This window comes from Agrobacterium bohemicum (assembly GCF_002896715.1).
GTDB lineage: Bacteria > Pseudomonadota > Alphaproteobacteria > Rhizobiales > Rhizobiaceae > Agrobacterium > Agrobacterium bohemicum.
This window is the reverse complement of the sequence record NZ_PGEL01000021.1, coordinates 1-23,236: the sequence shown is the minus strand read 5'-3', so window position 1 is coordinate 23,236 and position 23,236 is coordinate 1. Positions and strand designations below refer to the sequence as shown.

Annotated in this window: 24 protein-coding genes and 2 pseudogenes; 12 read left to right on the top strand and 14 right to left on the bottom strand. The window is 54.6% G+C overall.

Annotation, left to right across the window (positions count from 1 at the left end):
* Positions 1-200 precede the first annotated feature (200 nt).
* Positions 201-1,181, top strand: coding sequence for an asparaginase (locus tag CUC55_RS06495; protein ID WP_067649975.1), 981 nt, complete (start codon positions 201-203; stop codon positions 1,179-1,181).
* 277 nt (positions 1,182-1,458) lie between these two features.
* On the opposite strand, the gene CUC55_RS06490 is transcribed toward CUC55_RS06495, so the two are convergent.
* On the bottom strand, positions 1,459-2,373 hold the full coding sequence (locus CUC55_RS06490) for a LysR family transcriptional regulator (protein WP_067649972.1): 915 nt from the start codon (positions 2,371-2,373) through the stop codon (positions 1,459-1,461).
* Between the two features lie 137 nt (positions 2,374-2,510).
* Here CUC55_RS06490 and CUC55_RS06485 point away from each other — a divergent pair, with 137 nt between their 5' ends.
* From CUC55_RS06485 to CUC55_RS06470, 4 genes are all read left to right on the top strand, one after another.
* Positions 2,511-2,990, top strand: coding sequence for a carboxymuconolactone decarboxylase family protein (locus CUC55_RS06485; protein WP_067649969.1), 480 nt, complete (start codon positions 2,511-2,513; stop codon positions 2,988-2,990).
* Between the two features lie 66 nt (positions 2,991-3,056).
* On the top strand, positions 3,057-3,809 hold the full coding sequence (locus tag CUC55_RS06480; protein WP_067649966.1) for an SDR family oxidoreductase: 753 nt from the start codon (positions 3,057-3,059) through the stop codon (positions 3,807-3,809).
* 33 nt (positions 3,810-3,842) lie between these two features.
* Positions 3,843-4,268 carry a cupin domain-containing protein gene (locus CUC55_RS06475; RefSeq protein WP_103087329.1) on the top strand — a complete coding sequence of 142 codons (426 nt, stop codon included), beginning with the start codon at positions 3,843-3,845 and terminating at the stop codon, positions 4,266-4,268.
* 72 nt (positions 4,269-4,340) lie between these two features.
* A complete protein-coding gene (locus CUC55_RS06470) occupies positions 4,341-5,366 on the top strand; it encodes a mechanosensitive ion channel family protein (RefSeq protein WP_103087328.1) in 1,026 nt (341 codons plus the stop codon).
* Here the strand turns inward: CUC55_RS06470 and CUC55_RS06465 are convergent.
* Positions 5,349-5,837, bottom strand: a complete 489-nt coding sequence (locus tag CUC55_RS06465) for an RrF2 family transcriptional regulator (protein WP_067649957.1) — start codon at positions 5,835-5,837, stop codon at positions 5,349-5,351. The genes CUC55_RS06470 and CUC55_RS06465 overlap by 18 nt on opposite strands.
* 414 nt (positions 5,838-6,251) lie before the next feature.
* Here CUC55_RS06465 and CUC55_RS23185 point away from each other — a divergent pair, with 414 nt between their 5' ends.
* Entirely contained in the window at positions 6,252-6,473 is a 222-nt protein-coding gene (locus tag CUC55_RS23185) for a hypothetical protein (protein WP_245303994.1), read from the top strand.
* On the top strand, positions 6,370-6,657 hold the full coding sequence (locus tag CUC55_RS23180) for an SDR family NAD(P)-dependent oxidoreductase (protein WP_245303993.1): 288 nt from the start codon (positions 6,370-6,372) through the stop codon (positions 6,655-6,657). Before CUC55_RS23185 ends, CUC55_RS23180 begins: the two co-directional genes overlap by 104 nt.
* Positions 6,658-6,845: 188 nt before the next feature.
* Here CUC55_RS23180 and CUC55_RS06450 read toward each other — a convergent pair whose 3' ends face one another.
* Positions 6,846-7,994 (bottom strand): HPP family protein, encoded by a 1,149-nt coding sequence (locus CUC55_RS06450; RefSeq protein ID WP_103087327.1) that lies wholly within the window; start codon positions 7,992-7,994, stop codon positions 6,846-6,848.
* Between the two features lie 295 nt (positions 7,995-8,289).
* On the opposite strand from CUC55_RS06450, the pseudogene CUC55_RS06445 reads away from it, so the two are divergent.
* A pseudogene (locus CUC55_RS06445) lies at positions 8,290-9,309 on the top strand (transposase).
* Between the two features lie 161 nt (positions 9,310-9,470).
* Here CUC55_RS06445 and CUC55_RS06440 read toward each other — a convergent pair.
* Positions 9,471-9,736 (bottom strand): annotated as a pseudogene (locus tag CUC55_RS06440) (DUF4158 domain-containing protein); the annotation flags it as partial.
* A gap of 277 nt (positions 9,737-10,013) precedes the next feature.
* Positions 10,014-10,811, bottom strand: coding sequence for an IclR family transcriptional regulator (locus CUC55_RS06430; protein ID WP_103087326.1), 798 nt, complete (start codon positions 10,809-10,811; stop codon positions 10,014-10,016).
* A gap of 114 nt (positions 10,812-10,925) precedes the next feature.
* Between CUC55_RS06430 and CUC55_RS06425 the strand changes: the two genes are divergently transcribed.
* Positions 10,926-13,097 (top strand): malate synthase G, encoded by a 2,172-nt coding sequence (locus CUC55_RS06425; protein WP_103087325.1) that lies wholly within the window; start codon positions 10,926-10,928, stop codon positions 13,095-13,097.
* Positions 13,098-13,652: 555 nt separating this feature from the next.
* Here CUC55_RS06425 and CUC55_RS22695 read toward each other — a convergent pair.
* From CUC55_RS22695 to CUC55_RS06405, 3 genes are all read right to left on the bottom strand, one after another.
* Complete coding sequence (locus CUC55_RS22695) at positions 13,653-13,994, bottom strand: helix-turn-helix domain-containing protein (RefSeq protein WP_157940924.1); 342 nt, start codon at positions 13,992-13,994, stop codon at positions 13,653-13,655.
* Positions 13,995-14,005: 11 nt separating this feature from the next.
* Positions 14,006-14,131 (bottom strand): hypothetical protein, encoded by a 126-nt coding sequence (locus CUC55_RS23575; RefSeq protein WP_425352217.1) that lies wholly within the window; start codon positions 14,129-14,131, stop codon positions 14,006-14,008.
* 483 nt (positions 14,132-14,614) lie between these two features.
* Positions 14,615-14,818: a hypothetical protein gene (locus CUC55_RS06405; RefSeq protein WP_067649933.1), complete on the bottom strand. Its 204-nt coding sequence runs from the start codon at positions 14,816-14,818 to the stop codon at positions 14,615-14,617.
* Positions 14,819-15,051: 233 nt separating this feature from the next.
* On the opposite strand from CUC55_RS06405, the gene CUC55_RS06400 reads away from it, so the two are divergent.
* On the top strand, positions 15,052-15,405 hold the full coding sequence (locus tag CUC55_RS06400) for a DUF982 domain-containing protein (protein WP_342587807.1): 354 nt from the start codon (positions 15,052-15,054) through the stop codon (positions 15,403-15,405).
* A gap of 108 nt (positions 15,406-15,513) precedes the next feature.
* On the opposite strand, the gene CUC55_RS06395 is transcribed toward CUC55_RS06400, so the two are convergent.
* The 3 genes from CUC55_RS06395 to CUC55_RS06385 all read right to left on the bottom strand — a co-directional run bounded on the left by CUC55_RS06395 (position 15,514) and on the right by CUC55_RS06385 (position 17,517).
* Entirely contained in the window at positions 15,514-16,017 is a 504-nt protein-coding gene (locus tag CUC55_RS06395) for an MgtC/SapB family protein (RefSeq protein ID WP_425352763.1), read from the bottom strand.
* 210 nt (positions 16,018-16,227) lie between these two features.
* A complete protein-coding gene (locus CUC55_RS06390) occupies positions 16,228-16,833 on the bottom strand; it encodes an exopolysaccharide biosynthesis protein (RefSeq protein ID WP_103087322.1) in 606 nt (201 codons plus the stop codon).
* 69 nt (positions 16,834-16,902) lie between these two features.
* Positions 16,903-17,517 carry a flavodoxin family protein gene (locus CUC55_RS06385; protein ID WP_067649924.1) on the bottom strand — a complete coding sequence of 205 codons (615 nt, stop codon included), beginning with the start codon at positions 17,515-17,517 and terminating at the stop codon, positions 16,903-16,905.
* 467 nt (positions 17,518-17,984) lie between these two features.
* On the opposite strand from CUC55_RS06385, the gene CUC55_RS23570 reads away from it, so the two are divergent.
* Positions 17,985-18,176 (top strand): DUF2934 domain-containing protein, encoded by a 192-nt coding sequence (locus CUC55_RS23570; protein WP_103087321.1) that lies wholly within the window; start codon positions 17,985-17,987, stop codon positions 18,174-18,176.
* A gap of 112 nt (positions 18,177-18,288) precedes the next feature.
* Positions 18,289-18,540: a SemiSWEET transporter gene (locus CUC55_RS06375; RefSeq protein ID WP_082760262.1), complete on the top strand. Its 252-nt coding sequence runs from the start codon at positions 18,289-18,291 to the stop codon at positions 18,538-18,540.
* A gap of 78 nt (positions 18,541-18,618) precedes the next feature.
* On the opposite strand, the gene CUC55_RS23565 is transcribed toward CUC55_RS06375, so the two are convergent.
* The 3 genes from CUC55_RS23565 to CUC55_RS23385 all read right to left on the bottom strand — a co-directional run bounded on the left by CUC55_RS23565 (position 18,619) and on the right by CUC55_RS23385 (position 22,237).
* Positions 18,619-18,864: a DUF6894 family protein gene (locus CUC55_RS23565; protein ID WP_425352762.1), complete on the bottom strand. Its 246-nt coding sequence runs from the start codon at positions 18,862-18,864 to the stop codon at positions 18,619-18,621.
* A gap of 1,241 nt (positions 18,865-20,105) precedes the next feature.
* Positions 20,106-20,735, bottom strand: coding sequence for a ZinT family metal-binding protein (locus tag CUC55_RS23390; RefSeq protein ID WP_425352774.1), 630 nt, complete (start codon positions 20,733-20,735; stop codon positions 20,106-20,108).
* Between the two features lie 1,307 nt (positions 20,736-22,042).
* A complete protein-coding gene (locus CUC55_RS23385; RefSeq protein ID WP_342585719.1) occupies positions 22,043-22,237 on the bottom strand; it encodes an ATP-binding cassette domain-containing protein in 195 nt (64 codons plus the stop codon).
* Positions 22,238-23,236 lie beyond the last annotated feature (999 nt).

Sequence of the window (23,236 nt, the reverse complement as noted above, 5' to 3'; positions counted from 1 at the left end):
AACAATAAGATTGAGCCACTCTATTCTTGCAGGTTATCGGTTTAGATTTCGTCTTGGGAAGGCACGGGTTTGCGGAATAGAGCCAGCAACGTACGCAATTCGTTCATTTCCGATATTTTCTCTGACGGTCGTCTGGTGTAATTCCCGAGGCATGACCGAAGTTCGCATGCTCAAATAGGCCTCTCCAGATCGGAACAAGAATGCTACCTAAAATTGCCTTCATCGGAACCGGCGGAACGATCGCTTCCCTTGGAACAGACCAGTTCGACCTCTTGGACTACAACGCAAGCGACGTGCGTATTAACGCTGCCTCCCTCATCGACCGGACAGGAATTCAGGGGAAGATTGCCGAAATAATCCCGGTTAATTTCAGGCAGATCGATAGCACGGCTGTGACCTACGACGACTGGGCGGACCTGGCTCAAACATGCGAGTCTCTCAGCAACGATCCCGATCTGACAGGCATCGTCATTGGACATGGCACAGCCAGTCTTGAGGAAACAGCCTGGGTTTTGTCGCTCGTATTGGCACCGACAATTCCCATAATTCTGACAGGCTCGATGAGGCCACTAACTGGTATATCGACCGATGCAAACGCCAATCTCGCAGCCGCAGTTCGAGTTGCGTCGGCCCCTGATGTTGGTCCAGGGGCGTTCGTCGTTGTGAACGACGAAATCCACTCGCCCCGAACAGTAACAAAGACGCATACACTACGTCTCGGTGCCTTCCAGTCGCCTTGGATGGGCCCGCTTGGCTTCGTGGATGGACCAGACGTGAGGATCTTGCGGCGCGAAGAACGCAAGTACCCGGTATTTCCGCAGTCGCTTCTCCGAGTTCTTCCACGCGTCGATATCACCTATAGCTACGTCGGTGCCGATGGAAGTGCAGCTCAAGCATTCGCAGCAGCTGGCGCAAAAGGGATTATCTCCGCGGGTTTCGGACCGGGAATGGCGACCCCCACTGAGACGCTGGCGCTTGCCACCATCGTCGAAGCAGGTGTGGTGGTGGTTCAGTCTTCCAGAACCGGGTCGGGATTGGTGGTAGACAGCGCACATCACCGAGAGCTTGGAATTATCGGTGGTGGTGACATCAACCCCCAAAGAGCTCGAATCCTGCTAGCGCTTTGTCTTGCACGGGGCGATAGCCGGAAGGAAATCGAACAAATTTTTCGATCGCTTTGATATTTTTAAGAAATTGTTGCACGGAAGCCTGTGCGCATCACACCCTGTGACTGTCAAGCTCTCGAAGGGATACGAACCGGCAACTCTCGGTTCCAGGCGATTTCAAGGAGAATTCCACGCTCTCATCTTCGGCGCATCTTTAGTGCCAGAGCCATCGCGCGGNTGGAGACTCGGCTTCGGCGAATTTCGTACCCCGTCTTGGAAACGTATCGTCACGGCCCGCCGTCAAGCTGATCCCACATCGCGGTTAGTCGGCCTTGACCGGTCTGCCGGGAGGTCAAGCAGCCGCCTCGGCCGTACCCATCAATATGTCCTCACCAACGGCATCGACCAGAAAATCCAGAACAGCGCGGGCACGCAGCGGAAGATTGCGGCGTGAGGCGTAGACAATGGTGATCGGCAACCGCATTGGCGGAAAGGCCGGCATCAATTTGACCAGGCGTCCCGCAGCGATGTCTTCGCCGGCAAGAATGTGTGACAGGATAGCCAATCCACCACCAGCGAGCACTGCGCGATGCACCGCTCCGGTATTGTTGAAAATCATCCTGGGAGCGACCTTGACCCTCTCGATGTCCGCTCCGTTCATGAAACTCCAGGAGCGGCCCTCGCCCCCACGATTGTAGCAGATACAATCATGGTCGGGGATTTCAAGCAGATGGCTGGGCATACCCCGCCTCTGAATATAGCTTGGCGCTGCAACAAGGAAGGCTGTCGTCCAACCGATCCGGCGACAGATCAGACTGCTATCGGACACCTCGCCAAGGCGGACTTCGAGATCGATCCCCTCGCCGACCAGATCCGAAGACTGTTCGCGAAAGACGATATCGACGGACAGACCGGGAAAGCTCGCGAGGAAGGCAGGCAGCCGATCGCTGATGTAAAGCCCGAGCGCCGCCGGCAGACTAATCCTAACTTTGCCGGAAGCCATGACGCCATCAGCCGACGCGGTTTCGCCGAGTTCTTCCACTGCATCGATAACCTTCTGTGCCATCGCAATCATTTGCTCGCCCTCGACAGTCAGGGAGAGGGCGTTGGTCGAGCGGTGGAACAGCCGCGTGCTGTAGTGTTCCTCAAGTGATGAGACCTGCCGCGACACGGCCGGCTGGGTCAGACCGCAATCCAGCGCCGCCGCAGAGAATGACCCTGTTTCGGCCACGCGTAAGAATGTCCTCAGTGCTGAAACGACGTCCATCCTGCTTTCCCTTCTGCCCATACCATTTGGAATAAGCGTTATGCCGAAAGCTTAGTCCGGTTTTGGTTGCCTGTCCAGAAATTAAGGATATTAATTATCCATAAGGATATTTTAGGTCCTTAATAATGGAGAAAACTATGACACAGCGCCTTAACTACGCAGCCCAGTCCCCTGAATTTTTCAAGAAGATATCCGAACTCAGCATGTCGCTGAAAGATAGCGTCATTGAGCAGTCGATCCGCGATCTCGTCAATATTCGCGCCTCGCAGATCAACGGCTGCGCTTTTTGCCTCGACATGCATGTGAAGGAAGCCAAGATTCACGGCGAAAGCGAACTTCGTCTTTATCATGTCTCGATCTGGCGAGAATCCAATCTGTTCGTTCCCCGCGAACGCGCAGCCCTTGCCTGGACGGAAGCCGTTACCGAGCTGCCTGAAGGCGGCATTACGGAAGAGCTCTACGAACGTGTTCGCGGCCAGCTCTCGGAGAAGGAAGTTTCCGACCTCACCTTCTCGATCACGACCATCAATGCCTGGAACCGTATCAGTATCGCCTTCAAGTCCGTGCCCGGCTCGGCCGACAAGCTTTACGGCCTCGACAAGGCAGGCCTCAGCTAAGACCCGCAAGACATCTGCACCGCATGAAATTCACACGATGTCAGTAAGGCTGACGGAGGAACGACCATGAAAATCGTCATCATCGGGGGAACCGGCCTGATCGGTTCGAAGACCACCGAACGCCTTCGGGCAAAGGGCATTGAGGTCATTGCCGCGTCGCCCAATACCGGCGTCAATACGATCACCGGTGAGGGGCTGGCCGAAGCGCTGACGGGCACGGCTGCGGTTCTTGATCTCGCCAATTCCCCGTCCTTCGAGGACAAGGCTGTGATGGAATTCTTCGAGACCTCCGGCCGCAATCTGCTCGCTGCCGAAAAGGCCGCTGGCGTGAAGCACCACATCGCGCTCTCCGTCGTCGGAACGGACAAGCTCCAGGAAAGCGGATATTTCCGCGCCAAGCTGGCTCAGGAAAAGCTGATCCGCGAGGCCGGTATTCCCTACACGATCGTCCACTCAACCCAGTTCATGGAGTTCCTCGGCGGCATCGTGCAGTCCGCCCTGATTGAAGGCAAGGTGCATCTGTCGCCGGCCTTCGTGCAGCCCATCGCTTCCGACGACGTTGCGGATGCGATGGCTGACGTGGCGCTTGCCCCTCCGGCCCACGGTTTAATCGAGATCGCTGGACCGGAGCGTTTCCGACTCAATGAACTGGTCGCCCGCTATCTGGAAGCGACGGGGGACACCCGACAGGTCGTTGCCGATCCTGAGGCCAAATACTTCGGTGCCCGCCTGGAAGACCTGACGCTGGTTTCCGACAACAATCCGCGGCTCGGCAAGATCGGTTTCGAACAGTGGTTCGCCGCCGCCCCTCGCAAGTGAAATCCCACTCCGCAATCACGAAGGAAGAATGTCATGATCAGAAGAACCATTTCCGCGGTGGCGATCGCCATCGTCACGTCAGTAACCGCGATTGCGCATGACGCACCGGGTGGCGGTTCAGCATCGAAGGTCACCCTCGTCTATGAGCACGAGCTGCCGAATGTGCCGGGCAAANGCCTCAAGGGCGTTCTGGTCGAGTACGGTCCGGGTGGGTATTCCGACGCGCATACGCACCCGGACAGCGCCTTCATCTACGCAACCGTGCTGGAAGGATCGATCCTCAGCCAGGTCAATGACGGTCCGGTCACGGAATACAAGGCTGGAGAACAATTCTCTGAACTACCGGGCGACCGCCACGGCGTCAGCAAGAACGGCAGCGACACGAAGCGCGCCAAGCTTCTCGCCGTCTTCGTGGTCGATACCAATCAAANGGAACTGACCTACCCGATCAAGAAGTAGAGATCTCAACAAGGACCGGATTCCGTCGCCGCATCCGGTCCCTTTTGTCCTTCAAGTCTGGAGTGACCTGCCATGGCCGTTGACCTGTCCGCACTGGCATTCGCAATCGTCGATATCGTGGGCGTGATCGGCATCCTTGTCTGGCATGTTCAGGGCAAGGATCGACCGACGGCGCGCCTCATCGTCCAGATCCTGTTTTTNGCAGCAATGACCGCGACGTTCCTGTCGCAGGGCATCGTCCCGTTTCGCGTGACAACAGGTGAGCTTGAAGGCCTGACCGCCTATCTCGGAAAATCCGCGCGCGTTCTCTGGTGGGTCCACCTCGCCTGGGCAACGATCGGCTTCGTACGCCTCTACATTGCGCTCGACCGCCGGCCGCAGGAGGCGAGACTGATCCAGGATCTGATCGTCGCCGGCGTTTATCTAGGTGGTGCGCTTTCCATTATCGGCTTCGTGTTCGGCGCACCGATTGGAACGCTCGTTGCTACCTCCGGCGTGGTTGCCATTATCCTCGGCCTTGCCCTCCAGAACACCTTGGGCGACCTGTTCTCTGGCGTGGCCCTCACACTTGGCCGCCCGTTTACGATCGGCGACTGGATACAGCTAGGCGACGGCACAGAGGGACGCGTCATCCAGAACAACTGGCGCTCGACACAGATCCTGACGCCGGCACATAATGTTGTTGTTCTCCCCAACAGCGCACTCGCCAAACTCAGTCTCACCAACCTGACGCGACCAGATGAATCGCACCTCGTCGTATTGGCCATCCGCATTGCAACCGACCGACAGCCATCCGCCATTGAAGCAATTTTGGTGTCTGCACTGGAGGATTGCCGGTTCATTGTTCAGGAGCCCAAGCCCGTCGTGGCGTTCAAGGGCATTGATGCGATCGCAATCGATGTCGAATTGCTGTTCCGCGTGACCAGCCCTGCCAACCGAGTGCCAGCGCGCAACGAGATCATCGACGTCGTCAGCCAACAATGCGCGACCCAAGGTCTTGGCTTTGCAATGCCGGCGCAAGCCTATCTCGTCGTGCCCAGCCTGGGCGACAAGATGGAGAAATCTGGATCGGTCGGCGGCCTACCCTGCGCGCTTTAGCACCCAGTCGAAGGTTCCGGCCCAGATGCCCGGGTCGATCTCCTGCTTCAGCATTTTCCCGAGGTCTGCAAACGTAGCCTTCCGAAGCGCCGTCCGCCACGCTTCGTCAGCTTCCCACATGATCCGTGCAATCGCACACGAACCGCTGTCACAGAAGCCCTTGGGTCGGCACGGGTTGTTGGCGCGGATGTTCTGACAGACGAAGGTCCGACCGCTCCCCTCCACTGCTTCGACGACATCAAGAAATGTCAGCTCTGCCGGTGCCCTTGCCAGGCGATAGCCGCCCGAAGGGCCAAGCGTCGTATGAACAAGGCCTGCCTGTGACAGGCTCTGAAGTGCCTTTGAAAGATATTCCTTCGGAAGCCCATGCAGCTCTGCCAGCGCCTTGGTCGACAGATATCGCCCGTCAGGCAGGCCCGCGAGAATCGCGCAACAGTGGAGTGCCCATTCGACTTGGCTTTTGAGTATCATGCGATGGGGACCCAGATTGTAATTAAGGATATATTATATCCCTATTTNGTATCCCTGTAAATGCAGACCGTTGTTGAATAGAATATTCGTCCTGTCCTGCGCAATGTCCACCAAACGGCGACCAATCGAATACGTCGCGATTGCCAAGTCGCTTGGCTATGGGCCTGATAGCGCGGTTGCTGCCAGCTTCCGCCGCGTCCTTGGGCAAACGCCCGCGCGTTACCGCAGCATGTATCGCGACAAGACGCGGAGTAAGGTAAGGACATCACACGCTACACCGTCGCATTGCTGATGAGACCGTTGGGCCTTCAGGGCATCCTTCGTGGCAAGCCCGTCAATACCTCTGCATCAGACAAGGCTGACCACGGCCAGGTGGACGTGCTTGCGAACAATGCCGGTGTTGCGGTGTTCGAGATGGCCGCTGACGTGACCGAAGACGCTTTTCATAAGCAGTTCAATATCAACGTGCTCGGCTACTTCCTGGCTATCCCGGGAAACTCACAAGCATTTTGGCGAAAGCGGCGGCAGCACCATCAACATCAGCACGATCCTCAGCGCCGACCCCTACCTCGCCTCCAGCATTTATGCCGCGACCAAAGATGCCGTCGATACGATGACATTCGCGCTCGCCCCTGAACTCGAACCGCGGGGCATCCAAGTGAACTCCATCCTGCCGGGTCACACGAACACGCCCGCCACCGATGGCAATTTTGCGGGTGAATTCGGCGAGAAGCTGATTGCAGGTTTGCCGCTCGGCCGCTTCGGCGAGCCGGAAGATATCGCGGCTGTTGCCTTCGCATCCGACGAAACGAATTCTTGAAGACGCAGGAAGGTGCAATCCAACGGAAAAACTGCGCGGTATTCCCGTGAAGTTTTCCCTTTTCATGTAAGAAATTGGCTTGTTCAGCACCCAACCTGCAACCGGGTCAATCATCGCGAAATTCTACATCCTTGCGCTAACCGCGGCAAAGAATCCCGTTGCTATACAGGCTGGCTTTGTCTTTAGGCTTATTTNCCTGCCCTATCTATTAGCATACCCACCATCACATCCGATTGCGAAATAATCCCTACGAGTTTGTTCTTGCCGCTAACGACCGGCAGATAGTGCAAGCCCTGTTCTGCCAGAATGATGATCGCGTCTTCGACTGGCGTGTCGGATGACACAGTTTTAACCGGAGATGTCATGATGTCTTCAACCGTGCCGTTAGGAGCGCTGCGTCCTGAGAATATCAGCCGAACTCGTTGAAGAAGGCCGATGGTCGGGCGACCGCTTGCCCAGCTTGCTTTGTCGAGCAAATCGGTCTGCGTCACGATGCCGACGACCTCCGCGTTATCATTTGTCACGGGTAAAGCCTTAAANTGGTGGTTGCGCATCAATTCATGGGCCGTTTTCAACGGATGATCCGGTGCGACGGCGACAACGTCGCGGGACATGATGCTGGCGCAATCCAGATCCGTGGCTCGACGGCGGTAGGAGCGCAGTTCAGTACGGCGCAGTATCGTTTCAAGATCGTCGCGATCGATATCCAACACCTGATCGAAATCCTTCAGAACATCATCCAGATCGGCCGACGAGAAACCGATCCGCTGGATTGGCGCCGGGTCTTTCGTGCCGTGGTTGGTCGGCTGAATGCGCATCGCGTGCGGATAGCGACGGCCAGACAAATTGTTGAAGATGACCGCCACGGTGAGAAGCACTATGGAATTGCCCGTCACCGGCCAGAGCACGAAGCCATAGCCAAGATCGTGAATGGCCGATCCGCCAAGAACTGCCGTCAAAGCCACCGCACCGCTTGGTGGATGCAGGCAGCGTAGAGCCATCATGNCCGCTATGGCGATGCTAATGGCGAGCCCCGCGGCCACGAAGGGATCCATCACCAGCTTTGCAATTGTAACACCGACAACGGCGGAGACGATATTGCCGCAGAGAATGGACCATGGCTGTGCGAGCGGGCTGGAGGGAACCGCGAACAGCAGGACGGCGGACGCCCCCATTGGGGCGATCAAAGCAGGCAGAGCCGCAGTGTCGCTGATCGCCAGATGTCCCAGAAAACCGGTCAGGAGAATGCCAATCAATGCACCCATCGCGGAACGAAGCCGCTCCTTATAGCTGACCGGCATCGCCTCTGGCAGGATCACGTGCAACAGATGTCTCATTCTGCAAGTTCTCGATTCTCATCAGGAATTCGCGTTCTAACAGAAAACAATCCGCTGTCTGCATGTCACGTGCACCTGCCTGGGTGTCTGCCCCACAGACGGCGCTCTTTGATCCACTCAAGCTTGCAGTGATGTCTCCGATGAGGCGCATATGACGTGAATGCGGAGCAAACGATTGTTCTCGGCCGCCATCGGGAAAGGCAACACTGCCAGCGCCTTGAGATCCCGTCAGGGGTGAGTAGCGGCCCACACCGTGGCAGAGTGAGGTCGTTAGAAAACTCTCTGGAGGCCAATCATGCCGAAGACAGCATATCAAACTCAAGCACAGACCGATACACCTATCGATCTTGGAGCAATTTTCGTCTCGTTGGAGTTGAGCAAATCGAAATGGCTCGTGACGGCTCTTTCGCCCGGAAGTGAAANGATGTCACGTCATACGGTTACTGGAGGTGACATCTCGTGTCTATTCTCGTGTTTTGCTGTCCTCCGCCAGAAATGTCAGCTGCGAAAGGGCAAGCTTTATCCGCTGGATTCAGGAGGTCGGGCTTGATACCTTCTGGTTGGGGCGGGTGCTCAGCAAAGTAGACTGGATAGAGAGCCATATTGTCGAGGCTGCATCCATAGCCATGCCTCGCCGTCATCGTCGGGCCAAAACTGATCGCATCGATGGCGAAATCTTGATCCGCGCATTGATGGCATGGAAACGTGGCGAGCCTCGCGCCTGCTCGATGGTCAAACTGCTCACACCGAATGAGGAAGATATCCGCCGGATCGGGCGGGAGCGGAAAACGCTGATTGCTGAACGTGTTTTCCACGTCAACCGCATCAAAGGACCTCTGTTCACCCAAGGTGTGCGAGATTACGAGCCTGTAAATCGAGATCGCCGCCAGCGTCTGGACGAGCTTCGAACTGGAGACGGTAGGGTTCTGTGCAGACACCTCAAAGCCGAAATTTGCAGACGACTCGATCGTCTTGAATTGTTGTTGGCGCAAATCAAGGCGGTGGAGGCAGAGCGAGATGCTTTGATTGTACGAGAGACACCGGAAACGCCGGCAAGAGCGACTGCGCTTTGGGAGATCAGGGGAATTGGTCGAATCGGCGACTGCGGGCGACAATGGTCGAGCTCGCGTGGCTCTGGTTGCGGCACCAACCGAAATCGGTATTGACGTTATGGTTCAAGGAGCGCGTTGCGCGTAACGCCGGCCGCCTTAAAACGCCACTGATCGTGGCACTGGCCCGTAAATTGCGAGTTGCGCTCTGGAAGTACGTGAGCTCCGGCGTCGTAATCGAAGGTGCCATCATGAAAGCAGCGTGACGCACAAGCCACCACTAAACAGAATTTCTAATCCTCGGGACCTGATCAGTCCTGACGGATCCAGGTGAACGGACCGGGCATCCTTCTGGCTTTAAACGCCGACCTTGAGTTTGGCCCCGTTCTTCTGAGCCCGTGTCCTCGACATCCATGAACCATAAAGCGCGCCGGGTTTCTTCACCACGTGCGTAGAGCGCAAATGCTTCCGGGGCGACGCCGATTTGATCAGCAACAAATCTCAGCATGGCGCGAGGCGGAGTGTCTTGGCCCCCAGCACTCGACCCGGGTATCGCATCAGACATAGCTGAATGGCAAAGCCGAGCCGGTTGTGATTACGTCTTCGCAGTTCGATCTCGAGGCGATCCGCCAATGACAACGAATAGTGTCGGATCAGGCTGTCCTCGTCGACTGATATGTCGATAAGCTTGATCTTTGAGAAGCTTTCGCTTTGCGTTGCCTGACTCCATCCATCCCCAATCTCCACTGAGCCTTGTCGAGTCGGGCGAAACAGAGAAATCAAAATTTGAGCATGTCGATGGCAATCCACAGAGATCGAACGCGCCAAATCCGAGCTATGGCATTGTTCATGCTTCGTTCGGCCTTAGCGTAAGGTTTCGGACTGCTCTTGTTCTGACCCCAAGTACATTACTCATAGAAAGAGCGCGGCGTAGATCACTAATTAAATGCTACTTCGCCCTGGCTAGCCATTAAGGCACGCGACCTCCAACAACGCGTGTAATCTCGTGTGCTGTTGCTACCACCCGATCACCGAATTGCTGTAGGCGTTCTGCTGAAAGCCGCTGTGTGATACCTGAAACAGAAATGGCGCAAAGCGCCTCGCCTTGGTCATTATAGACTACCGCTGCGGCACACCGCACACCGCTATCGAATTCCTGATTGTCGATTGCATACCCTCTGGCTCGGATCTCGGCGAGTNCGTCCCGAAGGGCAACCGAACGGGTTATCGACTGAGGGGTCTGCTTTCTAAACCCACGCAACTCAATGAGTTGATCGATATCTGCAGTTGGCAAAGTCGCAAGAATGGCTTTGCCCATTGCAGATGCTGTCATTGGCACATGACCTCCAACACGAGAAATGGCGCGCATGATTTGACGGCTAGCAACCTGAGCAAGAACTACAATTTCACCATCATACGCAACGCCCAAGTTGACGGTCTCCCTTGTGTCGTCACGCAGGCGTCTTAGTAAGGGCATGGATGGAGCGACAAAACTGCTGCGGTCCAGAAATGCAAGGCCGATGCTCAGCAAGGGCAGGCCAATGTGCCAGCGTCCGTCTCTAATGTCCGTTTGAATGTAGCGGCCGCGTTCAAGAGTTGTAAGTAAGCGATGCGTGGTAGATGGTGAGAGGCCAGCACTCTTGGCGATGTCGCTGAGACGGCAACCACCCGCCGAACGCCCAATGATTTCCAGAAGTGCCATTGCTCGTTCAACTGACTGGACACTGCCGGAGCTCTGAACCTTTTCTACTTTCTTCTCTTCCGCCATTTCCTAACGTCCCTTTTCCGCATCGTGGAAATTCTGATTTCTCACCTCGTACCCGGCCACGCAATTGCTTACTCCAATCTGATTGATATGACGCATCGGGGTTAGTTGGACGAGATGACAAATTACATTGCAATTGGCTCATTGAGGGTCGAAAAANCGCTGCACGATTTCGTTGCTAATGAAGTTGCGCCGGGGACAGGTGTCGATATCAACAAATTCTGGTCCGGCTACCAAGCCATATTGACCACCCTGGAGCCCGAAAACAAACGCCTTTTGGCAGAAAGAGACGAATTTCAAAAAAAANTTGATGCCTGGATTAAGGACCGCGGTACCGAGCGCTTCGACGTCTTAGAACAACGACGTTTTCTAGAGGAGATCGGCTACATCGTTCCGCAACAGGGAGACTTTAGCATCGAGACGGCAAATATCGATGCTGAAATTGCTTCGCTTGCAGGACCACAGCTCGTCGTTCCTGTCATGAACGCGCGCTTTGCACTGAATGCTGCCAATGCGCGCTGGGGAAGCCTTTACGACGCGCTTTATGGGACCGATGCGATTGATCGCAGCGGCGAACTTGCTCCAGGTAGCGCCTATAATGAACTTCGAGGCAAAGCCGTGATCGCGAAGGCCGCCTCTTTCTTAGATATCGCCATACCGCTGCGAATGGGCTCACACGCGAATGCGACTCGCTACATGTTGAATGGCACGGACACGACCGGGCTCTTGGTCGGGCTGGCCGATGGCAGCGTCACTGAATTGGCAGATCCATCGCAACTAGTCGGCTTTACCGAAGGCAACAATTATTCAATCCTATTTCGCAATAATGGGCTCCATATAGAACTTCTGATCGACCGAAACCATCCACTCGGCAAGACGCACGCTGCAGGCGTTAGAGATGTGTTGATGGAATCTGCTCTTACGACCATCCAGGACTGTGAGGATTCTGTTGCTGCGGTAGATGCTGAAGACAAGGTCGTCGTTTATCGCAACTGGCTGCGGCTGATGCAGGGCAGCCTCACAGATACGTTCGAGAAGAACGGCCAGGAGATGACCCGTCGTCTTGGCTCGGACAAGCGATTCAAGGCGGTTGATGGCAGCGACATCATCTTACCCGGCAGAAGCCTGATGCTTGTCCGCAATGTCGGACACCTGATGACCACGGATGCAGTGACGCACGCAGACGGGTCAGTAACTCCCGAAGGCTTTCTGGATGCCATGATAACAACCTTTGCGGCTATGCATGACCTCGGCACCGGCCGCAACAGCCGTACTGGTAGCATCTACGTCGTGAAGCCAAAGATGCATGGACCTGCGGAGGCGATGCTTACGAACCGACTGTTCGACAGCGTCGAAAAGGTTCTCGGACTGCCGCACAACACCGTCAAGATTGGCGTCATGGATGAAGAAAGACGTACTAGCGTCAACCTGCAGGAGACCATCCGTTCCGTCAAAGGCCGCATCGCCTTTATCAATACCGGCTTCCTAGACCGCACCGGTGACGAAATCCATACCAGTATGCAGGCGGGCCCGGTCGCACCAAAAAACGAGATCAAATCCACGGTCTGGCTTCCCGCATATGAAANCAACAATGTCGATGTGGGCTTGAGGGTGGGAATGGGAGGAAAGGCGCAGATCGGTAAGGGCATGTGGTCAAAGCCAGATGCTATGCAAGAGATGCTGGACGTCAAGATCGGTCATCCGAAGAGTGGAGCAAGCACCGCCTGGGTCCCCTCGCCTACTGCGGCAGTTTTACACGCCACGCACTATCATCAGGTCAAGGTCACTGCTTTGCAGGATACGCTCCGTCATAGGCAGCCGGCAAGCCTTAATGATCTACTAACCCCACCTTTGCTGGAAGACCGCAACCTTCCCGAAGAGGATGTCCGCCGGGAACTCGATAACAACGCACAAAGCATACTCGGTTATGTGGTGAGATGGATCGATCAGGGCATCGGATGCTCCAAGGTTCCCGATCTCGACAATATCGCGTTGATGGAGGATAGGGCTACGCTACGGATCTCTTCGCAGCATATTGCCAACTGGCTGGAGCATGGCCTGTGCAGCGAACAGCAGGTCGAGGATACTTTCCGACGAATGGCAGCTGTAGTAGATGAACAAAATGCCAGCGATCCCAACTATTCCCCGATGACACGCGACCTCGGCAACAATATTGCGTTCCAAGCTGCCCGTGATCTTGTGTTCAGAGGCACCCATCAGCCCAATGGCTATACTGAACCTGTCCTGCATCGTAGGCGGCGTGAAGCGAAAGCCCGATTAGATATCTGAGGAAGAGAAATCGATGCCGACGATCACGGGAATTGGGCAAGTGAAAAGCTGGGCCATTCGGGCCTTGTAGCTCAATTCAAGTTCCGCCCGAGATGGACTTGGCCACCGTTTGTGATCCAGCATATAGAAATTTCCCCTCGACGTGCCTCGATTCAATCACGACGAGTTGGGAAACGCTGTCATCGCCTTGATTGGAATCGAACCACTGCCATCTCATTTGCGCGAATGATCTTCCGCATTTGATTAACATTGTTGGGGCGTAAGGCAGTTTATGAAACTTTTAGAATAGCGACGACGCAGCCCTGTCGCTTGAACACTGACATGACAGAAGGTCCTTGATCGACTGCTTCGGACCAATCGCGGATATTGATACCACCCAGAACAGTCACGTTCCCAAGCGCTCCGCCCCAGAATGTKTTCCACACGACTGCAGTTGCCACGGCCTGTCCCAGTTGCCATCCAACGCCATCAATGATGCACAGGAAAGACATGAAACCTGGGATGATCGCGACCCAGTAGCAGACGTTNAAAGGTTACGGGCAGGTCAATGAAGAGCTARCCGCCTGCACCCGTCGGCGCGTCCGGCTCCATATTTNCAGGATACTGCACGGTCTCCGGGCTGGGAACTTCGGGCTTCGGCGACAAGGCAAGCCGGACACCGGGGCCACCTGCGGCCGATGTCTGATTGTCATCAATAAATTTCACGCCCGCTTGCTCGAGTGACGTTACAATCTTGCCGACCGTGTCGGCTTGGCCACCAAGATCACCCTCGGCAGCTTCCAGTCTTATTATTGTCGGCTCGGTAATGCCACATGCGGCAGCCATGTCAGACTGGGACCAGTCTAATAACGCTCTAGCAGCCTTGATTTGTGGAATTGATACATTTNGTATTGCCATCGAACATTCCCTTATTGGTATCGAGATTGCGCTGCGAAACAAGAAGGTACTGACATAGTTGCTGCTTCGGTAAACGCAGCGGGGTCAGCAAATTCGTAGTCCAAATGGCACACATCACAACGCGGCGCGAGCCGCAAGTAGCCCTCGAATAGATGGCCTTTTTCGCACCGGGGACATAGGCCCCTTACGCCCAAGGACGCAGGCGATGCAACAGGCGGGATAATGTCGCCTTCGTTGGTCAATGATTACTCCTGTCGACCGTATCTCGATTGGTGACGATATTTCGTCGTGCAAATCAGAGTGACAGGCGATGTCCGGGAACCGCTGGTTATTACAGATGCCTGCGGGTAAGTTTTTCCGCACAACCGCATATCCTTGATTAACTGCGAAAATCACCCTCGTTCGTTCCGCGCTCGTCGTAATTCACGTCCCATTCCTTCTTGATCGGCCTCTGCCCGGGTGGATTTTTATGGGAGGTGGCGTCGTCAGAACCCGTGATGACACGTGGTTTGGCGCTGTCGACCCCATTATTGTTGCTCCGCTTCAATCCGCGTGCAAACTGGCCTTTAGCATCCTCGTGATCTCTTCTATCGAGCCTTTGTTGTCCTCGTTCGTGGACATCACATGTCTCCCTTGACCTTACCGGCATCACCCAAGTTCTTTCGGCGAGGATCTCTGAGATTTTCGCCCACAGCGTCCCGGTCAACCTCTGGATCGTCTTTTGCCGGCATATAGCCTGCGGGGCGAGTATCCTGCGGTCCCTCCCAACGGGGAGACTGGTCAGTTGTTCCGGGAGCGCCGGACTTTGGTGTTTCCTGTTTCATAGTATTCTCCTCTCTTATCGAGCGAACCGATATAATCAGAAGTGGTTCCCTGTGATTTNAGAATTTAATGCGTAATAGAGCTGTCTACGTTTTTNAGAGATTGGACCGTCCGCACCATGGGACGACTTCGCCCCGAAAGCTTCGCCGACTATCACAGTCGGGCGCGGCAATTCTACATCAGGTAGACAGGCGCAGAGCAGCGCCACATCGCAGCGGCACTGACCCTCGAACTCATGAACTCATCGCGATTTGAACCACAAAGAGAAATTCGTCAACTATTTAAGGTGGAACTAATTAAGGGCTTCAGCGTTAAAAACGTCGGTTATCGAGGAGGTTGCGATATGTCCGGACCAAGTGCTCGCTGGAGCGCCCNTGTCGAGTTTAATTTCCCATCGAACGGCTCCTATGAGGTGGGCGGCCCATTCGAAGCGCTCGTGCATATGACGGAACAGTGGCCAACTGTCCAAGGCCCAAATTTTGTGAGAGCCCGAAGCGCCTGCCGGGCGGCACTGGCGGGACATAAATCTGTCGATGATGCTCGCACCGCTTTTGAGGCTGCGGTCGCAGAAGCGCGCCATCGTCACTAAAATTTGCTACACCGGCTCTGGAACCAACGAAAACTGGTCGAGCTTACTGCCCCGTAACCAATTTTATTGGCCTGCGTTACGCGAATTTGTTGGCGGTCGCCAAGGTGATTACTCTTGATCCGGCGGTTTAACCGGCAAGTTGACAGGGTTCCCTTCGGACTTAAAGTTGGTCATCACTCTCAAGGTCGCGAAAGTGACAACTGAGAGAACAATTGCTGTGTCATATGATCCCAGCCCCACTGCAGCGCCAATGGCACCTGTCGCCCATATGCTCGCAGCCGTTGCAGTTCCGCGCGTTCCCATTTNGCCGACAAGGATCGCTCCGCCTCCGATAAAGCCGACGCCATTGATCAGGCCTTCGAGCACGCGGGCGGTTGCCTCTGCATTGCCGAGCGTGATTTTTTCTGACGCTTGTATGAAGCCACATGCCGCAATCGCAACCAAAGGGAACGTTCGAAGGCCCGCACTTCGCTCATTCTGTTCGCGGTCCCATCCAATAGGAAGTGCAAGAAGATAAGCCACCAGCAGTGCTACTAAATGAGGAAGGAAGTTAAATTCAATACCAAACGATAAAAGCCATTCGCTCAAGTGATGTCCTCCGGTGCCATCCATGGCCGAGTGTTTCGCTTCCGCCGCTTTTCGATCAAAATGTGAAGGCGTAGTCGTGAAACGGTATATTCAAATCTCGACATATTGGAAGGTAACTACTCTGCAAANCCCTATCACGTGAACACATCCGTTGCAGGCCAACGGTTTGCCGTAAGGCGTTAGATGGAGAAGCGCACGTCCGAGGATATAACCCGTGATCCGGTTACCCCTGACTTACAATTCTGACAGCGTTCTGAACACTGCGTAGCCCGTCCCGGTAGCCAACAGCAGTGCTAGACATGCTAGCAGGCCGTCGCGCGCAGCGAGTGACAACCCAATAAGAGCTACTGCCGCCATCGGTAAAGTGCTCGCAAAGGGAATGAGTTCGAGTGGCGGTACTGTCGCACAAAGGGCGATAGACAATGCCGCCAGCCTCTGAAGAAAAGGTGGTTTCGTTGCCCAGGACATTCGTGGGCGAACTACCTTGTCGATCCATTGCGATGCGGGCTCGATCTTCTCAATTCCACGCTCAAGCTTGCGGCCACTTATCTTTCTTTTCTCCAGCCAATCGGGAAGCCATATATGCGTTCGCCCGAACAGGATCTGGATGGCAATGAAACTTATGACAATGGCGATGACGCTCGGAAGGCCTGGAATTCCCCCAATCGGGCTCATTTCGATGATCGCCGGGATCGTCAGAAAAGGCCCGAAACTGCGTTTTCCAACTGTTTCCCTTATATTATGAATTGATAGTTCAGATTCTCGGGCAAGGGCCTTGATATCTCGGAGAAGCCCGCCGAGGTTTNGCTGTCGTTCATCAGCGTTAGCCTTCGACTTCATATATCGTTTCCAATATCTATGAGCTCAAGGCGGAGCAAAAGTTGTAGGCTGGTGTGCATGACGCCGAACTCACTGCTCACCGGGATATTGATGCTCTTGCAGAAGGTTGGCGAGATGCGCTGTGTTCCGTACCAGCATTTCGACCATCGTCGTTACCGTGTCGGGGGTCTCCTCCAAATCGACGAAGTTGGTCGATCCCATTGCTTCACCCACCCAATAGGCGACGGCGTTTGCCGGGATCGTAAAGCCGACATCATTCAAGGCCTGGAAAACTTCGGCAGACACATGATGGGCGCCGTCCTCATTACCAACCACAGCGACAGCGGCAACCTTTCCATAAGAAACCATACGACCTTCGTCATCGGTTTCCTCCAAAAACGCATCCATGCGCTCCAGCGCCCGCTTTATGACGCTGCCCGGCTGGCCAAGCCAAATAGGTGTACCAATGAGAAGAATATCTGCGCCGAGTATTTTGGTCCTTATTGCAGGCCACGCATCGCCGTCCCCCTCATCAGACGTCACACCGGGCTTGATGTCGTGATCTGCCAGCCAAACCGTCTCTGTCACTGCATCGAAAGACTTGAATTCCTCAGCTATGAGGTCAAGCAGACGTGCGGTCGACGATGTCTCTGTTGATGACGATGATTTGAGCGTGCCGTTGAGGGCAAGAACGTTCAGTGCCATATCTTCCTCCAGAAAAATGTGTGTTCGTCCAGCAATCTCTATCAGGATGATCGACGGTCCAGGATCAGCTGAACAACTGCCATGCCAACCTTGGAGTGGGTTGTTTGGTTCCCCGAAACATGCGGTCCACATCGGTCGTCACGTCAACACTCGGGCGCATTCAGCAGTCTGTCACAATTGGTCAACCGATGGAGATGATGTCGGTAAGCCCACAAGATTTGCAGGCGCTGAATATTGCAGTCGGTTGATCGTGCCGATCATCCTGAGAGAACAACGATCATTCCTCGACCATGACACCAGCAAATCATATGATCTGGACCCTCGTCCTTTGACTGATGCTATCCTCGCTGAGCGCCGCAAAAANCGAAAATCGTATCCGCCAAGCCCCAGGAACATTGTAGATGCTGAACAGTTGAAAGGCCTGCCAGTCCGGCTTGAATATCAACAAATGGACCCGAGCAGTACCAATGAACGAGAAACGGGATATCTGGATCAGCGCACGCGCATATGCACTTTGGGAAGAAAACGGGCGGATAAACGGACACGATAACGAACACTGGCTGCAAGCCGTCCGAGAATACGAGCTTATGATGCAAACCCGCGCATCGCCTGATGGTTCGGAAATATTGGCCATCCGAAANCACGAAGAGACGACTTAGCCGTGGACGACATTCGTCAGAGCAACAATGGGTCAATAGTATCGAAAGTTAGTCATGAGGGGCTGCCTGCTGTCCCCTCACAACAGCAGCATCTGCACGAAGGAAACTTTCATTGGATACCGCTCTTTTGGTCGGATACCTTGCCTCAACGTGTTCGGTCTCAAGCTTTGTTCCACAAGTCTACAAGGTTGTCAGGACCAACGATACCAAGGCGATCTCGACAGGAATGTACTGTCTCACGGTTACAGGATTTGCACTTTGGACCATATTCGGGGTCATGCGCACCGAATGGCCTATCATCCTGACGAATTCGGCTTGTTTTTTCTTGTCGCTGGTCATTCTCGTAAAGAAGTTAAGATCGTAAGCGCTCTCGAACGGGTGCCACAATAGCCGGTGCGATTTGGATATAGGTCAGAGGCTGGATGGGTCGAGCGGGAGAGTGTCACGCGTCTTCAGGAATCACACCTCTGGACACTGAATTCAATGGTATCCTGTCCATTAAAGACCGGTCCGAACGCGCAATCTCGAAGTAGATTCCGTTTAGGTCTAGACCATTAATTATTTTGTCCGCCGCCAGTTCCCGCGCAGTCCTCATGGCCTCTAAACACGCACTTTTGTCATTCGCAAATTCGGCACCATGCTCATCGATCATACCGACGTCTTCATAGTGGACACGAAAAAANTACATAGGCATGGCGTTACCGTTCGAGTGGAGAACCGATCACGTTGGCCGGGCGTCAGTTTGAATATGGTGGGCTTCGAGAAGTACAATCATCTCGTCTGCCTCGTCCTCTGTCAGGGCATCCATAGGCAGCTCATCGACTGTAGCCGGACTTGCCGTGACAGAGTCGATGACAGTCCAAAATTCATCGTGAATGTTTCTTCGTTTTTCGAACCGGCTCATGGCGTAATTTCAGCAAAATGGCTTTGCTGGTCAATACGAGTTCTTGCGAACAATAATTTCCAGTCTCGCAGATATAGAATGCGTGACAGTGGTGGTGAACGGCATTAGCTGAAGAGACTGCGAGGGCCGGTAGTTCGAGCCTCGGTATGACGGCCGTACGATCGTGTGCGTGACGGTAGCAGATCCTCGGTGATCTTTGAGTCCGCTACTAAACCGAAGTGTTCTGCGGACCGTAATGTTAATCGATCGTGAGGAATGATTGCCCTGCCCATCATCCCTCACGGCACGGCATGTTGGCACGGAAAGGACAAGAGATAAGACAGGTATGGAAANTCCAAGACCGAAACTGATCGAACACTTGATGCAAGGAGCAGGCTTTTATTCGTGGTCACTCCAAACGAATATTCTGACGGCCGACAAGGCATATGCGGACATCTAAGAGATCGACGAGAGAGAACTGGGGCAAGGGTTACCGGTCGAGTACATCCTCGCCAGGATCGCCGACGAAGACCGTCCCCGGTTGGCAGCTCGAATTCATGACGTCATTCTTGGCGGGCAGTCATTTGTTTCGTCGTACGGCATCGTTTTTCCGAGCGGCTGCACGAAAGCTCTTCTGAGCATGGGCTCGTGTTAGAGAGACGTAAACGGCGATCCGTCAATCTATACTAGAATCGTTCTTGCCGAGCGGAATTTCGGCAATGCCGTGGAAGCCGTGCAACTCGAGTCCCAGATTTCGGCGGCGATCGATTTAGCAAGAAACGGCAGGCACGAGCTTAGTGAACGCTATCTCGTCTCGGCGCTAAAATCTTTGGCGACCACTGGGCTGTAACTGCCCTTTGCCCATCCGGCATTGTACAATCCTCGCGTTGAAAGCACTTGAACCAGCGAAGGCTGGACGATCAACCGCAAGGATTTTCTGGTTGGACAGATAGAGCGTCGTCAATTGTACAAAGCGCATTGGCCTTTTCAGACGATGTAGCATCCGGCCTGTCTCTGCCGGATGCTGTGGTGGGTAACTTGGCCGATCAATGAGCCTTCATTTCAGTGACGATCTGTTCTGGCTTCAATGACGACGGGTAGTAGGTCGGCCAGTTAGTGACTTCGTTCAGCAGGGCGGCACGGTCTTTGCCCCAATAGAGGTGGTAATGGTCAGCCTTGTTCGGTGCAATTCCGTGATCGCTGAACTGGATGAACTGCGGAGCGCTGGCATCGCCTTCGGTCTTCTTGAAGATGAACCGAACGCCGCGATTGCCCTTTTTGTAGGTCAGAATTTCCTTGCCGTCGTAGGCATAGGTGCCCTTTGACGGCTGGCCTTCCTTGTAGAAGGTCACGGCATCGCCTTCAATCGTGATGCGGTTCACGTCGGTCTTGTATCCGACTTCGTACTCGGCACGGATATCTTCTACGCTTGACGTACCCTTTNCTGCCTTATGCTTCCATACGGGATCGAGAGTGCCATCCTTGAGGTAAGGATAGACCGACTGCCAATCGCCAGCATAGTCAGACAGCGGACGGTCCTTGACCTGGCTGTCTTCGAAATAGCCCTTGTAGATCTGGGGATCGCCGTGGCTGTGGGCGTGAGCGTGACCGTCATGGTCCTGAGCTTCGCCGTCAGCGTGCTCATGGACCTTACCGCTGCCACCAGCGACCGCGATATTGTATGGCTTTCCTTCAACCTTGATGGTGGCAATTTCCTTGAGCTCGGTCTTTGAGATGCGGCGCACCATCCCGGCGTTGGGATCGCTCATGACGATATCGTCACCAGCCATGGCGATACGCGGGCGCGGATCGTTCCAGTGGCCATCCATGGAATATGGCTCGGTGACTTTGGCGCTCTTGGAAATCTTGCCGCCAAGAACATCGATCTGATGCAGAGTGCCGTCCTCAGTCAGTACGTAACCAAAGCGAGCGTTGGCCGGATCGAGTGCAAAGTNGACACGGCGGAAGGGCAATTCGACGTAATGGAAGTGCGGCTCATCCGCGGGGTCAACGACGACGAGACCCTTAGCACCGTAGTTGCCGAGGAATACCTGCATGCTCTTGGCACCCAGCAGGGTGCCGGTTGTCTCGCCGCTCGGCAGATCGGAGGGATAGGTCAGCATCTTGGTCACCGGGCCACCAGCGCTTGCGGTGACTGTCAAAATGCCTTCCTTGCATCCCGCAGCAAAGAAAGCACCGGAGAATGCTTCGCCGTGAATGCCTGTGCAGGTCGCAACCTCTCCTGTGGGTGTGCCGTCTTCCTTCACCGCACGCAAGCCGACGCGTGTCGGAGCCGTATCGCCTTCGACCGGGGCATCGGAAGCAACCGTCGTCACCCAGCCCTTTCCAACAGGCGCCGCAAAACCGTGGTGAGCACGGGCCTGCTTCAGCCGTGTCGATTCAATCTCGCCATCGGTCAGTTCGTGCGCATCGATGATGTCGTTATATCCACCCTTGTCGAAGTTGATGACGATCTTGCCGTCATGGTCGATAACGTGAAACGGGCGTGGGCCGGTCAAGGCTTTTTCTACGGCCGACGGATCGGTAATCTCGATATCGGAATGGTCACCATGGGAGTGAAGGGAAATACCGCTATTGATAAAGTTGACGGCATTATTGTCAGACTGAACGGCGACAACGCTGGCACCGTCATTGACGCTGTAGAGCTTATTCTGGCCGACCGTGTCGAACGTCCAGCGCTTCTCGGGTTTGCTCAGGTCGAATGCCGTGACCTTCGAATCCTTATGGTCGCCGACGAAAATGCGATAGAGCGTTACGCTTTCTTCTTCGTCCTGCGCAAACGCGACCGAGCCAAGCAGGGTCGCGGATAGCGCCAGCGCAGATACGCTTGGGATTAAATATCTCATTCATCTCTCCTTTNAATGATATTACATAACATCGACGTTATGGGTTTTNCCGTCTGATCGGACGGTGTCTTAGCCGCCGTTGATCGCAGATGTCAGGGTTCGGGCGTTGTGACGCATCATCTCAATATAGGTCGGCGCGGATCTATCGGCAGGCGACAAGGCGTCCGAATACAAGAAGCCGCCCAGCTTTCGTCCGCTTTCGAAGCGATCGCCCTCAACAGGCCGATGATAGCCTTCATCAGGGTTGATCTACCTGACCCATTGCCGCCAACGACGGCCACTAGACTTCCTTTGCGCACGACACCGTTCATATGTTGCACGGCAGGATAGCGGTTGTAGCCCAGGATCAGATTATCGAAGATCATGCATGCTTCAGTCACAACGACGCAATAGCTCCATTTGCAGGATGCCGCTCAGTTACGGCTTATGTAATGCTATAACGTTTATTGGCGGGATTTGAGGGGCGCAACCCCTCTTGTTCAAATATTCAGCAAATTCTTATCAATCACTTGCAACTCCTGTGGGCGCGTCGTAGCGTCGGTCTTACTACAGTCCCAGCACATCACTGACTGGAGAGCCTTATTTTTACAATACGTCATTTCAGTCGCCTTTGGCCCACGGGATCGGCGTCACCATGAGCTTTGAAAGCTCGGTGCATGCGGCACGAAGATCGTCGATGCTGAAAGAATGAACTGTGCCGTCAGGGGCTGCGCACGCGATCACCGCGCTGCGCTCGGTCCATGGATCTGCGTGCAGCGAATGGATGCAGTGCGCAAGTGGGTTTCGGACGCGAGCGACTTTTTCAACTGCTTCGAGAAGCTCATGGGCTCGGTCTGGATAAGTCGTCTTGATATATGTCCGCCAATGAGAAATCACGGGCCCCTTCAAAATCTGCTGCGGAAGCCCAGCTCCCTTTAAGTGATCTCTCATCGTGTTTNCGAAAAANCACCAGCAGACAAGTACCTGCCCGATCTCGAACTTGAGGTCGTTCAGTGTGGGGTAAATGCGTTCTGGAGCGCTCATATGCCTTTCTAGCCGACATCCTGAGGTCCGGAAAGTCATCGGCTGAACCAAAANTGATGACAGAACATTCCTATCTAGCAGGACTTTCAGATATGCAGCCGATGTCTGGATTGGGCAGAACGCAGACATTCTATACCGCCGCATTTGAGGGATTTGGGACAGGCTCGTAATCCCGTAGTCATCCGAAATAATACGAAACGTTCGATGTTGGACGATCGTGTCCCAGGACGTGGTGTAGCTGGGTTTCATAGCCATCGGTGTTTTCCGGTAGGGTCGGGTTGCTTATA

Coding starts and splice junctions, on each gene's coding strand:
- CUC55_RS06495 (WP_067649975.1), top strand. CDS start 201: ATGCTACCTAAAATTGCCTTCATCGGAACCGGCGGAACGATCGCTTCC.
- CUC55_RS06490 (WP_067649972.1), bottom strand. CDS start 2,373: ATGGACGTCGTTTCAGCACTGAGGACATTCTTACGCGTGGCCGAAACA.
- CUC55_RS06485 (WP_067649969.1), top strand. CDS start 2,511: ATGACACAGCGCCTTAACTACGCAGCCCAGTCCCCTGAATTTTTCAAG.
- CUC55_RS06480 (WP_067649966.1), top strand. CDS start 3,057: ATGAAAATCGTCATCATCGGGGGAACCGGCCTGATCGGTTCGAAGACC.
- CUC55_RS06465 (WP_067649957.1), bottom strand. CDS start 5,837: ATGATACTCAAAAGCCAAGTCGAATGGGCACTCCACTGTTGCGCGATT.
- CUC55_RS23185 (WP_245303994.1), top strand. CDS start 6,252: ATGGCCGCTGACGTGACCGAAGACGCTTTTCATAAGCAGTTCAATATC.
- CUC55_RS06405 (WP_067649933.1), bottom strand. CDS start 14,818: ATGAAACAGGAAACACCAAAGTCCGGCGCTCCCGGAACAACTGACCAG.
- CUC55_RS06385 (WP_067649924.1), bottom strand. CDS start 17,517: ATGGCACTGAACGTTCTTGCCCTCAACGGCACGCTCAAATCATCGTCA.
- CUC55_RS23385 (WP_342585719.1), bottom strand. CDS start 22,237: ATGAACGGTGTCGTGCGCAAAGGAAGTCTAGTGGCCGTCGTTGGCGGC.